This is a genomic window from Ottowia thiooxydans, from assembly GCF_040548795.1.
GTDB classification, from domain to species: domain Bacteria; phylum Pseudomonadota; class Gammaproteobacteria; order Burkholderiales; family Burkholderiaceae_C; genus Ottowia; species Ottowia thiooxydans_A.
The window spans coordinates 39,090-52,364 of record NZ_JBEPSH010000008.1 but is presented as its reverse complement, the minus strand read 5'-3'; the positions used below and the strand labels follow the sequence as shown (position 1 = coordinate 52,364).

Genomic DNA, 13,275 nt, shown 5'->3' with positions numbered 1-13,275 from the left:
TCTTTCGTTGCTCACTGAGGGCATGGGGCGGCTCCCAGGTGCTCTGCGAGCCAATCACGTGCGAGTGTGGAGCTGCGCTCGAACCCCTCAAAGTAGATGCCGTAGTGATCGATTTCGGGAATGACTTCGTAGTGATGAGGGATGGAGGCATTGCTTTGCAGATGCTTTGCCACGAATCCACAGTGTTCACGGATGTCGAAAAGCTCTTCGCTACCCGCGTCAATCATCAGTGTGGGGACGCTAAGTTTCAGAAGTTCGTTCAGCGGGCGATACCGGCTCATTTGTGCAAGGTGGGGGATGCCCGGAGTGGCCGGGAAGCGATCTCGGTTAGGGTCGAGTAGACCTGAGGTCACGCCTCTGGCGACGTCGATGGCCCGTGTACGCGCATCGGTGAGCATGGCTCCTCTTGCTCCGCTAAGTGAGGCTACTTGGAGAGATAGGCACTTGAGTCGTGCATCATTGCAGACGCTGTGAAATGCAATTCCGCCGCCATAGCTGGTGCCCCAAGCCCCCATTCGCGATGGATCGACATTCACCTCGCCCTCCAGGAAGTCGGTGGCCGCACGGAAGTTCTGTAACCAATCCATGGGGTCGACCACATGGCGTTGATAGACTACCTTGACCAGCGCCTCGTTGGACTTACTTGCTTCGGAAATCGTCTCAACCACGATGGGCCGTGCGCCAGAATCTCCCCACCCCGAATGGCTGAAGGACAGCGCTATCATTCCGGCCTGCGCAAACAACGCGGCATAGCGCTCGGCAGTTTTCTTGTCGCCTCCAAGGCCGTGACTCATGACGACGGCGGGCAGCTTCCCCTGTGTGCCGATGACATGCAAAGGGACGTAAAGGTCTGCATCCAGTTCAACGCCATTGCTGAAGATACTGACTTTCTTGCACTGTACGTTGGTGGGTAGATGCAGCGCTGGGTAGGCAACCTTGGATGTCATGCGGCTGCGCTTTCAGAAGGGTTGAGCTCAAGCCATGCTTCCTTCAACGTGGTTGAAGTGGTCTTGGTGGATTGGTAGGCCAGCACTCTCCAGCCTTGATCGGTCTTCACGACGTGAAAGTGCACCAGAATTCTCTCGATTTCGCTGCCATCAGCCCGTTGACGCGACCAGATGACTTCAATACTGCCGCCACGCTTACTGAGCACTTTGATTCGCTTGTCGAGCACATCTGTATGTGCATAACCTGCAAACCGCAAGCGCTCATGCATGGCATTCAAAAAGGCGATCACTTCGGGGCTGGTTAGTTTGCAACCGCAGTACGCGTCGGACGAAATGTGCAATGGGCTGCCCCAGTACTGGGCAATGAAATTCGAATCATCGCCAGAACCGCTGGCACCTGCTGCGATCCAGGTGGGCAGGTAGTCATGGAAGAACCATTGGTTGATTTCAGCGTGCATGGGCGATGAAGGTGTTGTGCTGTGCATGTCAGACTCCCGAGAACGTCAGCGTCGGACGCTCAACGCCCTGGGTCAGTGCGTTGACGGCGGATTGAACCCCCATCTGCGCATCACGTGTGGCAAAGATCTTCTGAGTCAGATCTGGAATGCTGGCGTCCGCCTTCGCCACTCCTCCGGTGGACCACTGGCGCAACAATTCCTTGTGTGCGGCGTGCGCCTGAGTCGGACCATCGCAAAGCACTCTGGCCCACTCCATGGCGCGTGCAAGGGCTTGTCCGTTCGATACCACTTCAGTAATGACGCCTGCCTCCAGCATCTCGCGGGCAGGCACTTCTTCAGCGGTGAGTGCCCATTTCATAGCCCGCGTCTTGCCTGCACGCTCCGCCACTCGTTGCACGCCACCAAGCAAGGTGAACACACCCAAGGTCTGCTCTGGATGGCGGAACGTGGCTTGCTCTTCGGCGATGATGACGTCAGAGCGCAGAACATATTCGAAGCCGCCGCCAGCGCACTTGCCTTGAACGGCGGCGATGACGGGAATGGGCAATTGCTCAAGCAAATTGGTTCGAGCCAAAGACTTTCGGATTCGATTGGCCATTTCCTCAGGGGAAACGCCGGGCCAGATCGTGATGTCGCCGCCGAAGCTGAAATTGGAGCCGGTGGAGGAGAAAACCACTGCACGTACGTTGCTGTCCTGTTGAATGGTAGCGATAGCGGTTTCGAAGCCGGTCATCACGCCGGGTGACATGCGATTTTGTGGTGGGTTGTCCCAAACCAAATGGGCAATGCCGTTGGTGATTTTCAGATGAGTGGTGTTCATAGCGGAGGTGACTTGAATTGGTTGAAACGGTTCATGAGTGCTCAATCAATCCAGCGTTGCGCCCGACTGTTTGACCGCGTTGGCCCAGAGAACGGAATCGCGTTGATAAGTCTGGGTGAAATCGACCGGTCCTTCAAAGGAGGACACCCAGCCAATGTCTCCAATGCGCTTTTGCGCAGTAGCGGACGCCACCCAGTTTTCAACGGCCTTCGCGAGCTCGTTGATGATGGGCGTTGGCGTGGCAGCGGGAGCCGCTACCCCAGCCCAACCCAAAGCGTTCAACAGTGGGTCATCGAAGCCCGCTTCCTTCATGGTGGGCACGTTGGGGAACGAGTTGATGCGCTTGGGGCCGAGTACTGCGATGGCATTGAGCTTGCCCGATGCAATGAACTGGCCGGCAAGTGCCCCGGTCGCATAGGACATCGGAATGTTCCCGCCAATCAGGTCCTGCATGAGTGGAACTTCGCCCTTGTAGGCAATATGCGCCATATCGGCTTGCATCATGGAGCTCAGACGAAATGCGCTCATGTGCGCAATCGTGCCGATTCCCCACGAGCCATAAGAGAGCTTGCCCTTGTTGGCGCTCGCCCAGGTTCGCAATTGCGCGCCCGTGGTAACACCGGTTGCGGGCGATACCACCAGGATTAATGGCGCATCTGCCACCTTGGCGACCATCCGCAGGTCTTTCTGCGGGTTGTAGGGCAGCTTCTTGAAGAGAAACTGGTTGATCATCAGGTTCGAGCTGATCGCAAACGAGAGCGTGTGACCATCTGCTGGAGCCTTGGCTACCGCATCCACACCGATATTGCCTGAAGCTCCAGGACGGTTGTCCACAATGACCGGAACCTTCAGTTGCTGAGACATGCTTTCTGCAAGAGAGCGCGCCAGAATGTCGGTACCGCCCCCCGCTGAATAGGGAACGATCAGTTTGATTGGGCGATCACCAAGTGTCTGGGCACCACTTACCGAAGCGAAGGCGCCTATGACCAATGCAGCAAGCAGAGGTCGAAATTTGATTTCTTGCAGTCGATTCACCGATGTCTCCTTAGTATGCTCATTCATAGTTCTATGCGGTCATGACAGGGCGAACCTGCCGCGATGACTGCTCTGCGGGATCTCGCATCTGTGTGCGCTCGCTGCAGCCATGCCGGAAATTTATGGCTTTCGCCCGCGCAGAAGGCATCAGTTCTGCATTGCAGAACTGATGTTCAGATGAGGTTCACGAGATGTTCAGGACTCAAGAATGAATACTTGCTGGCGGCTTCTGCGCCTTACTTGGCTTTGAAAGCGACTTTTCCTGTGGTTTGGAGATAGATTTTGGAGATGCGCGTTGCTGCATCCAACAGCAAAGGTTGCACGTTCGTGAGAAAGTGCTCCGGGGTTGTGAGATGCGAAGGGGCCGCTGCATTGATGATGATGAGCGGCAAATCCGGTGTCAGTTGAAGTGGGGTTGCCATCCCATTGATCTGCTGTTTCCACTCGCCAAAGGAGTAAGTACAGCGAGTTCTTGCATAGTCCGACATGGCCTTGCGCACCTCTGGCAATGCGCGCTTCCACGCGGCCGCGTCCAGCGTTTGAAGACGTTCTATGAGTTGCTCGCGGATAGCTGGTGGCGAAGCAGCCAGATAGGTGCGACCCATCGCAGTCGAGGCAATCGGAAGGCGAGAACCGACATCCAATCGCAAGGTCACAACCGCTGCTTCACTGCGATGCGTGGCGATATACACCATCGACAGATCATCCAGAAGACCCAGGCTCACCATGGTCAAGGTTTTGTCGGCCACTTCCTGAAGAATAGCCGCGCTCGCTTGTCGCACATCCAGATGGGACAGCGTGGTTCCCCCCAGCGTGAGCGTGGCCATGCCTAGGCGATAGTTGCCTGATTCCTCCACCTGATGAAGAAATCCCAGCTTCACCAGCGTGTAGGTGAGCCTGGAGATCGTGGATTTTGGCAGGTTGCATCGCACCGCAAGCTCGTGATTGCCCAAGCGTTCCTCCCCAGATTTGAACGCTCGCAACACCAGAAGACCTCGTGCCAAGGCCGTCACAAAGTGGCGGTCCTCCTTGGCGGAAGTTTTTATTTTTGGGTGTGGGGAGGAGGCACGATCCGAGCACATAGCATGGGCCTTCAACACGGCAATTCAACCGTGCCATCGTAACCGGACTGTGGCTGCCAATGGGCGGCGGAGAGCTAGCGCGGGTCAGATCCTGGAGTGGCCCCACGAGGCTCCAGAGAGCGCTTTTTCCAGAAGATGGGCTGTGCCTTGACAGGCCTCGCCGGCGCGCCATGCGCCATCAAAGTGGCGTCCAGCGCGGTGCCTGCCTCGTCGGCCAGCGCGGCTGTTCGTGCTGCGGCGATGGCGTGCGCTGCCGCGTCTGCGTCGGCGCCTTGGGCCAAGTGATCCAGCACGTGCAGCAGGTTCTCTTTGCCGCGTTCGTTCGTGGCGCCGTAGCCCTTGATTAGGCGCCCGCATAGCGCGACCTCGTGTCCCAGCTGCCAGTGGCGGCGGGTACCGTCGACCACGCCGGTCAGCCACTTTTCGATCATGGCCTGTTCGTTGGCGTAACGACTTCCGCGCACGCGCAACCCGCGCATCGCGGCCAGCGTACGCAGCGCCACCATGCCGAACACGGAATGCGTGCCTATCTTTAGCGGCAGCGCCCAAGGTGTTTTGCCGGCCAACACACGTCTGCGGTCCCAGCGCAGCACCTTGCCTGCCAGGGTCGGCGGCAGTAGGGCGGCGAACTCAGCCGCACCCGGCTTGAAATGGTCGTAGACCTGAAGCAGATCGGAGTCCGTCGCTTTTACTTCGTTCTTCACGCGCAGCCAACGGGTGGCGCGGCTCTTGAGGTCGGCCACGCGCACGATGTCGTCGAAGGCCATCCAGAGTGCCAGCCAGCGGGCCATCTCGCGTGTGGTTGAAAAGGCATGCACCCCGGCAGGATCGGCCGCGCGTTCCGCATCCAGGACTTGCGAGAGCCGTTGCACGTAAAGTGCGGCGTACGCAGAGCCTTGGTACTCGAGCATGCGCGCGTGGCCCAGTGCTAGCAAGGTGTGAACGGGCACGGGAAATCTCGCTGCCAGGTCGGGCGGTATGGCGCTTCGGATCTGAGGCTCTTGGTCCTCGCTTGATAGTAATTCGCTGACGAATGCGGCCTGAGCGCGGGGTTGGCTGACAGCCTCGAAAGCCGCCGTAAAGCCGCGCAGACTGGCCTGCGCCGACTTGCCGCCGCCTGCGCGCACCACGTCCTCGTACTGCTGGCGCGTGAAGGGGAACAGGCCGCTGCCGGCAACCGCGCCCAGCATCACCGCGCTGACGATGGTTCCAGCTTCCTTGGCCATCGCGCCCATGTCGAACACGTGGTGCTCGCGGCTGAAGCGCTTGACCACGGCCAGCAGGGTATCGCTGTCAGCGCGGCCATCGGCTAATTGCATGCGCTCCATTGTCGTGAGCGTGCGGTTGCTGGACGTGATGACGGCAGTGCGTTCGGGCGAACTCATGCCATTGCCGATCTGGCGCGTGGTCTCCAGTAGCTCGGACGACACGATGGCGTCGAGCGCGCCTGGTACCGGGTTGAGGCTGAACACGGGGCGGCGCCCGCCCAGTTGTGCGGTCGGTACCGGGAAGACCTCGATGTAGTAAGTGGTTGCCCCGGTGCGCTGAGCAACTCCGGGGATGGATGTGCTTTGAGCGGCGTAGCCGGCGTGGCGCGCAGTCTCGATCAGCCATTCGGTGAGTACACCACCGCCTTCGCCACCGAGGGCGCAGACGAGGAGGGTTGTGGGTCGGGTCGAGTTCATGGCTTCAAGTCGGTTGGAGTAGGCGCACGAAGCTGCCACGGATACCGGCCAGCAGGCGTTCGTGCCACCGGGGGTTCTGGATCACTTCGGCGCGGTAGAAGCTGGGGCACAAGGTCGCAGCGTGGGCATTGGCACCGCACAGGCCGCAGCCCACACACCCGTCAATCACCACAGCGACAGGGTCCACTTTCAGTGGATCAGGGTTGTCCTTGATGGTCAGTGTGGGGCAACCCGACAGGCGGATACAGGCATGGTCGCCGTTGCAGACGTCTTCGTCTACGCCGTACTTCACGCGCACCACGCGCTTGCCTTTGGACAGCAGCGACGCGATCCAGGGCTTGATGCGGCGCTGCCGCTCCAGTTGGCACTCGCCTTCCGCGATGATGACTTTAAGGCCGTTGAAGTCGCTGGTGAAGGCGTCTTTCAGCGTGGCTCGCATCTTGTCCACATGGTAGGTGTGCACGGTGCGCATCCACTGCACGCCCAAACCTTGCAGTGTGGATTCGATGGTCGTGTTGGTATGCGTCAGGCTCTCCACCTTGTCGGCGGCCATGTCCTTGGCTGCGCTGCTGGGTGTCGAGATCAGCTCCTGGGTGCCGGTGGCCGAGGAGTATCCGTTCTTGAAAATCAGCAGCACCGCGTCGTCGCCGTTAAACAGTGCGCTCTGCACACCGGTGAGCAGACCGTTGTGCCAGAAGCCGCCGTCGCCCATGATGGCCAAGGTCCGCCGCTGCATCATCGGTGAGACGCCGGCCCGGCTGGCGAGGCTCATGCCGTAGCCCAGGATGGAATGTCCCATGGAGAACGGCTCGAAGGTAGCAAACGCGTGGCAGCCGATGTCGCCGGCGATGTGCACTGCGCCGATGTCCTGTTGCACTTGCTTGAGCGCGGAGAAAACGGGGCGTTCGGGGCAACCAACGCAGAAGCCGGGCGGGCGGGGCGGTAGCGGTTTATTCAGCACCGCTGTGACTTCGTTCCGACGTGTGCGGTTGCCGTCCAGCCACTGCTGCGCCAATGCGGTGGCCGGTCCTGCGACGTAACGCGCCGCGAACTGCGACACACCCTGGGCCAAGGCCTCTACGCTGTACTCCCCCGCCATCGGCAGCATGTCTTTGCCGTGCAAAGGCGTCTGGATGTCGCGGCGGCGAAGCAGGGTGGCGATCTCCTGCTCGATGTATTCGGGCTGCCCCTCTTCGATGACGATTACCGCGCGCTTGCCGACGCAGAAGTCGGCCATCTGCTCGGGCACCAGCGGGTAGGTGACGTTGAGTATCAGCATCGGGATGTCGCTGTCGCCGAAGGCATCGGCCAAGCCTAACTGTTGCAGGCTGCGGATGGTGGAGTTGTACAAGCCGCCCTGGACGATGATGCCCAGGTCGGCATGTTTGCCTGGCAGCAGTTCGTTGAGCTGGTTGTCGACGATGTACTTGCGCGCTGCCGGGATGCGCTTGTCGCCCTTGAGCTTCTCGTGCGGGAAGGTCACGGGCGGATGCGCTAGCTTCATATAGTCAAAGCCAGCCGGGTCCGCCATCAGCGCGCGCGTGGACACCGCTGGCTTGATGTTGTCGCTCGCCGCGAAGCTGCCGCGCACATGGCAGGCGCGGATGCGCAACTCCAGGATGCAGGGCATGTTCGACGCCTCGGACAAGCGGAAACCATGCTCCACCATCTTGACCATCACCGCCAGGTCGGGCCGCGGGTCCAGCAGGCACATGCTCGACTTGAGAGCGTAGGCGTGGGTGCGCTCCTGGATCACCGAGGCACCTTCGCCGTAGTCTTCGCCCACCACGATCAACGCACCGCCGGTGACGCCGGGCGACGACAGGTTGGATAATGCGTCTGATGCCACGTTGGTGCCAACGATGGACTTCCACGTCACGGCGCCGCGCAATGGATAGTGGATGGAGGCTCCCAGCATCGCTGCGGCAGATGCTTCGTTGGAGCAGGCCTCCACGTGCACGCCCAGTTCGTCCATGTAGGGTTTTGCCTGGACCATGACGTCCAGCAGGTGCGACACGGGTGCGCCCTGGTAGCCGCCGACATAGGCTACGCCCGACTGCAACAGCGCCTTGGTGATGGCGAGGATGCCCTCGCCGTGGAACGTCTCGCCGGTACCCAGGCGCAGCGACTCGATTTCCTTGCTGAATGAAACTTCCATATCTTTTGCCTTGTGGTTAGAGATCGACCACCAAAATGGGTGATTTGGACCGGGAGCAGCAGGGCGTGAATTGATCGTTACACGCCTGCTCTTCCGATGTCAGGTATTGGTCATGATGCTCCGGCTTGCCTTCAAGCACGCGGGTGAGGCAGGTTCCGCACACGCCGTTCTCGCAGGAATATGGAACGTCCACGCCTGCATCCAAAAGCGCCTGTAGCGCGGTGACGTCCTTCGGAACGGCAATGACGCGTCCGGAGCTCACGAGCTTGAGATTGAACGAGCCGGCGTCTGTTTGCGGAGTCGCCGGACTGAAGGTCTCCTGATGGACGCGGTCGCCCGGCCAGCCGGCGCTGTAGGCGGCACCCGCTACATACTCCATGAACGGCGCAGGGCCGCAGACATACAGGTGTGACTCAGGGTGGGTCGTGCGCAGGAGGCGTGCCGCGTCAAACTGCTCTCCATCCGGTAGTTCGTTGAAGTAACGATGTACTCTGTCAGCGTATGCGCTTGAGCCCAGTTCATCGCCGAAGGCCATTGCTTCTGGGCGGCGCGCACAATAGTGAAATTCGAATGATGTACCGGAGGCAGAGAGCGCCTTCGCCATCGCGAGGATGGGGGTGACGCCGATCCCGCCTGCAACAAGCACAACATGAGGTGCAGGAGCCAATTCGAACAGGTTGCGTGGTGTGCTGACCTGCAACTGGCTTCCCACCTGAACAGCATCGTGCATGGATTGAGACCCTCCTCTGGATGCCGGGTGCCTGAGGACGGCTATCCGCCATGTACCGGATGACGGTTCGCCGCACAGCGAATACTGACGCACGAAGCCATTTCCCACTTCCACGTCGATGTGGGCGCCAGGCGTATAGGCGGGAAGTTTTCCACCCTCGATGCACTCAAGCACAAAGCTGTCGATATTCTCCGCTTCCTGCTGACGGGCAATCACTCGAACTTGGAGCATGGCATGTGTTGACATAGATGTATGACGATGGCGGTACGCTTGGACCCTTGTCTGCAGGCGCCGCACGAGTCAGGCAGTTGCGCAACCGCGCAGAACAGAAGGGGCTGGTGTGGTGCTAGGAGGTGACGGGCTGCAGCACCACAGGAACGACGCGTGGCACTTGTTCCGCAGCAGCCAGATCCTTCAAGATGCGGCGAGCCTGGATAGATCCCGCGTCGATGCCAAGGTCGACCCACTTCTGATCAACGCTTTCCTGCATCCGCGCATACTGAGCGTTCACGATGACCCTGTCTTCCTCAAACGTCTTCACGGTGTCGGAATACAGCGTGTCTGTCATACCCGGATTGCCCGGAACCGGAACGTGAGAGACAGACCAGAAGTAGTGCGACGTGCCGCCGGTTTCGGGTGTGATGGCATTGAACACGCGCTGTTGGAAACCACCCACCTGGTCGCCCCGAGTGCGCAAGGTCCCCGCAGGAACCGAGCCTGAGTAAATCGTGATCAGCCCGGGTACGAACTGGATGCGCTGCCAGCGGTCGACTGATTGGGAATATCCATTGATGCGCACATGCGTTGGTGGCGGTGATACATCGCGCATGAAGCGTTCGACCAAAACGCCGCCATTGGCGCGTTTGGTGCTCATCTCAGCGTTCATGTGGCTCTTCGGGTCTCCGCCGATGGTGAACACGTGGACGTAGCCCAAGTGGCTGAGATCGAGCAGGTTGTCATGAATCAGCTCATAGTTGGACTCATAGTGGACTTGGCCTCCTTTCCAGATCCATTCTCCGTGCCAAGGATATGCCGGCGGCTGAGCCGTAGGCGCAATGTCGCCGCACCAGATCCACACCAGTCCGTGTTGCTCGATCACAGGAAACGATCGTACGCAGGCTCTTTTGGGGATGACGGTCTGGCCCGGAATCTCGACACAAACCCCTTCTCGGTCGTATCGCATCCCGTGGTAGCCACAACGTATGCCACCGGATTCCGCCTTACCCATCGAAAGCGGCAGTCCCCGGTGACAGCATTGGTCGTGCAAGGCGCCGATGACACTGTTCTGATCACGAAAGAGGACAACGGGGATGTCGAGAATGCGGCGAGCGAGTAACGAGCCGCACGTCACTTCCGATGACCACGCTGCGACATACCAAGTGTTCTTGACAAGCATCGACATACCCTCAATCCGCCTTGATATTCAGTTCGCGAATCAACTGACCAAAGGCGGTTCGCTCGCGCGTGGCTATCGCCTTGATCCCCGAGACACTCATAGGAACGCCCTCGGCGCCTAGCTCCCGATATCGGGCTTTCAGAGAAGGGTCGGCCAACGCCTTGTTGGTCGCCTCGTTGATCTTCGCGATGATGGCCGGATTCGTGCCGGTTCTGGCATAGAGGGCAAACCAGGTGTCGTAGTCCAGATCCTTGAAGCCCAGTTCCGCGAGTGTTGGTGTATCGGGAAGCACGGCCGACCGGGAACCGCTGACCACGGCATAGATTTTCAACTTGCCCGCCTTGATATGTGGAATCGACAGGCCGGGGTCAAACATGTAATCAGTGTGTCCTGCCAGCAGGTCCTGGATTGCGGGGGCGGCGCCCTTGTAGGGCACATGCGTTGAACTAAATCCGGCGCTGCGCTTGAACATCTCTGCAAGCAAGTGCGGCGAACTACCGGCACCCGCTGAGCCGTACGTCAGCGGTGTCGACTGCGACTTGGCATGGGCCACGAATGCGTTGAGGTTCGCTGCGGGGAACGAGGGCTTCGTGACAAGAAATAGCTGAATGCGCCCCGTCGCTGCAACAGGCAGGACATCGTTCAGGGGATCGAAGCCCATCTTCTCGTAGAGAAAAGGGTTGACCGATTCGATGACCGTGGAACAAAGGCACAACGTGTAGCCGTCCGCAGGTTGCTTTGCGATGAATTCAGCGGCCAGGTTGCCGTTGGCGCCGGGCTTGTTGTCGACCACGACCGGCTGACCGAGGCTCTCGGACATCAACTGCGCGACGGAGCGTGCCATCACATCGGCGAGCCCGCCGGCCGGATAGCCGACGTAGATTTTCACCGGCTTGACAGGCCATGGCGCACTTTGCGCGAACGCCATGGAGGTAGACAGGGCGAGGAGGGCGAGTGCTTGTCTCAGTACCCTGAAAAGATGTGTCATCGTGGTCTCCGAGTTGTGATGCAGTCTTCTTGCTTGATGGACCGCTCCGGGAATTCTAGGTATGACTGCACCTTAGGGGGTACACTTTTAAAGATGTTCCCTATCTGACAGAACGATGCTTATCCGCCGCTTTGACTTGAACCTCGTCCGAATTCTTCTTGCACTGGATCAGACCCGGAACGTCACCATGGCAGCTCGCACCCTGGGTATGAGCCAGTCGGGCTTTAGCACGGCGCTGGCCCGGTTGCGCCGTGAATCCGGGGATGCTCTTTTTGTCCGCGCTCCCACCGGCATGGATCCGACGACCAGGGCGCGGGAGCTGATTGAAACCGGGCGTGCGCTGATTGGGAAATTCGAGGGCGAACTCTACGGCGCTCGTGTATTCGACCCACGCGTCGACCAGACCGAGTTCAGAGTCGCCATGTCGGACATCAGCGAAATGATGCTCCTGCCGCGTCTGCACGCTGCATTGGCCAAAGCAGCGCCCCATTGCACCATTCGGACCCTTTCAGTGACACCGGAATCGATGGCCGCAGGCCTTGAATCCGGCCAGATCGATATTGCCATTGGGTACATTCCAGATCTGAAGGGCGCTGGCATCTTTCAGCAGCAGTTGTTTACGCATTCGTTTACCTGTCTGCTTAGGGTCGACCATCCCGTGCGTGCCATGCGCCTCACGAAGTCGCAATTCGAGAGGTTGGAACACGTGGTCGTGATGACCCCGATCCGCAGTCAGGAGCTGGTGGATCGCACGATCGACGACAAGAAGATTCGAAGAAATATCGTCATACGCACACCTCACTTCCTTAGCTTGCCATTCCTGATAAGCCAATCGGATATGTGTGCGACTGTGCCTGCTGCAGTTGGAGAAGCGCACGCGTCTACTGGGATGGTCAGGGCTGTCGCGCCCCCATTCACACCGCCGAAGTTCTCAGTTCGGCAGCATTGGCACCGGCGGTTCGCGAATGACAGCAGGAACCGGTGGCTGCGCGCTCTTATTTTCAAGACGCTCGGACCAGCGTAGCATCGACCACCAATTCAAGGAAAGGGGTCAGGGTGCTCTCTATGGAATCAGTCGCATTAACGGCTGAAACTTTCATTATTGCTGGAAGCCCTAGCGCCTACAGGAAGTCTGAGAAACGCCGGTTCTTTCAACCCTTCTAACCCGATCTCCGCAATCGAATCTTTCGGTAATCGATAGTTGTTATCGTCGCCAAATTCTATAAATGCTTTGACGACAACGATAACGCTCGTGGCGGCCACGATAAAGAGGCAAAGCAGAGTTACTCGCACCAAACCCTGGCTGGAGAAAATTCTGCGCGAAGGCAAAAAGACGAACAGACCTTTGGAATTTGGCATGCCTATCTCCTCAGAACATGGTCAACATGTGGCCGGAACGAGCTGTGAACTAGTGGCTACGTCTCAGTAGCATGGCCCTACCGTGTGAACAGCTTTACTCACCCACTCTTCCTTTTTGGTAGGACAAGTTGAGCATCACTGCTGCCAGTTTGCTACGAAAAATGGTTTAGTGTTGTAAGAAAAAGCTGACTTGAATGTGAGATGTCTTTGAGGCATGTGAGCCTTTGGCTCGCCTTGATCCATGTCCGCACCCCTGTTCTGTAGGTTTGTACCGACGTCATCAGCAGATGCCTTCCCGCAGTCAAGCTGATCAAAGAGTCCTAATATTTGAACCATGCAACGCGTTCCGCTGTGCATTTCTTACTAACTAAGGAGCAACATGAATACCGATCAAGTCAAAGGTGCTTTGAAAGAAGTGGCTGGCAAGGTTCAGCAAAAAACTGGCGAAGTTATCAATAGTCCTGAGCAACAGGTCAAGGGCGTTGCCAAGCAAGTTGAAGGCAACGTTCAAAAGAACTATGGCGACGCCAAAGAAGCCGTTAAAGACGCCCAGAAGTAAGGTTGAAAACGGGATCTGTCCCGTTTCTTTCGAGAGAGCCCCGGTCAGCGATGGTCGG

Annotated in this window: 13 protein-coding genes; 2 read left to right on the top strand and 11 right to left on the bottom strand. The window is 58.7% G+C overall.

The window, feature by feature from the left end; translation table 11 throughout:
* Positions 1–11: 11 nt before the first annotated feature.
* From ABIE13_RS19505 to ABIE13_RS19460, 10 genes are all read right to left on the bottom strand, one after another.
* Complete coding sequence (locus ABIE13_RS19505; RefSeq protein WP_354446531.1) at positions 12–947, bottom strand: alpha/beta hydrolase; 936 nt, start codon at positions 945–947, stop codon at positions 12–14.
* Positions 944–1,432 (bottom strand): DUF6841 family protein, encoded by a 489-nt coding sequence (locus tag ABIE13_RS19500; RefSeq protein WP_354446529.1) that lies wholly within the window; start codon positions 1,430–1,432, stop codon positions 944–946. Before ABIE13_RS19500 ends, ABIE13_RS19505 begins: the two co-directional genes overlap by 4 nt.
* A 1-nt stretch (position 1,433) precedes the next feature.
* Positions 1,434–2,225, bottom strand: a complete 792-nt coding sequence (locus ABIE13_RS19495; protein ID WP_354446527.1) for an enoyl-CoA hydratase/isomerase family protein — start codon at positions 2,223–2,225, stop codon at positions 1,434–1,436.
* 45 nt (positions 2,226–2,270) lie between these two features.
* Positions 2,271–3,260: a Bug family tripartite tricarboxylate transporter substrate binding protein gene (locus tag ABIE13_RS19490; protein WP_354446525.1), complete on the bottom strand. Its 990-nt coding sequence runs from the start codon at positions 3,258–3,260 to the stop codon at positions 2,271–2,273.
* A gap of 236 nt (positions 3,261–3,496) precedes the next feature.
* Entirely contained in the window at positions 3,497–4,273 is a 777-nt protein-coding gene (locus ABIE13_RS19485; protein WP_354446523.1) for an IclR family transcriptional regulator, read from the bottom strand.
* A 143-nt stretch (positions 4,274–4,416) separates the two neighbouring features.
* On the bottom strand, positions 4,417–6,027 hold the full coding sequence (locus ABIE13_RS19480) for an indolepyruvate oxidoreductase subunit beta family protein (RefSeq protein WP_354446521.1): 1,611 nt from the start codon (positions 6,025–6,027) through the stop codon (positions 4,417–4,419).
* Between the two features lie 4 nt (positions 6,028–6,031).
* Positions 6,032–8,185, bottom strand: coding sequence for an indolepyruvate ferredoxin oxidoreductase subunit alpha (locus tag ABIE13_RS19475; protein ID WP_354446519.1), 2,154 nt, complete (start codon positions 8,183–8,185; stop codon positions 6,032–6,034).
* Between the two features lie 16 nt (positions 8,186–8,201).
* A complete protein-coding gene (locus ABIE13_RS19470; protein WP_354446517.1) occupies positions 8,202–9,146 on the bottom strand; it encodes a PDR/VanB family oxidoreductase in 945 nt (314 codons plus the stop codon).
* Between the two features lie 115 nt (positions 9,147–9,261).
* Positions 9,262–10,317: an aromatic ring-hydroxylating dioxygenase subunit alpha gene (locus ABIE13_RS19465; RefSeq protein WP_354446515.1), complete on the bottom strand. Its 1,056-nt coding sequence runs from the start codon at positions 10,315–10,317 to the stop codon at positions 9,262–9,264.
* Between the two features lie 4 nt (positions 10,318–10,321).
* On the bottom strand, positions 10,322–11,299 hold the full coding sequence (locus ABIE13_RS19460) for a Bug family tripartite tricarboxylate transporter substrate binding protein (RefSeq protein ID WP_354446513.1): 978 nt from the start codon (positions 11,297–11,299) through the stop codon (positions 10,322–10,324).
* Positions 11,300–11,414: 115 nt separating this feature from the next.
* Between ABIE13_RS19460 and ABIE13_RS19455 the strand changes: the two genes are divergently transcribed.
* Entirely contained in the window at positions 11,415–12,323 is a 909-nt protein-coding gene (locus ABIE13_RS19455; protein WP_354446512.1) for a LysR family transcriptional regulator, read from the top strand.
* 56 nt (positions 12,324–12,379) lie between these two features.
* Here the strand turns inward: ABIE13_RS19455 and ABIE13_RS19450 are convergent, their stop codons facing one another.
* Entirely contained in the window at positions 12,380–12,658 is a 279-nt protein-coding gene (locus ABIE13_RS19450; protein ID WP_354446510.1) for a hypothetical protein, read from the bottom strand.
* A 379-nt stretch (positions 12,659–13,037) separates the two neighbouring features.
* On the opposite strand from ABIE13_RS19450, the gene ABIE13_RS19445 reads away from it, so the two are divergent.
* Positions 13,038–13,217, top strand: a complete 180-nt coding sequence (locus ABIE13_RS19445) for a CsbD family protein (RefSeq protein ID WP_354446508.1) — start codon at positions 13,038–13,040, stop codon at positions 13,215–13,217.
* The last annotated feature ends 58 nt before the right edge of the window (positions 13,218–13,275 follow it).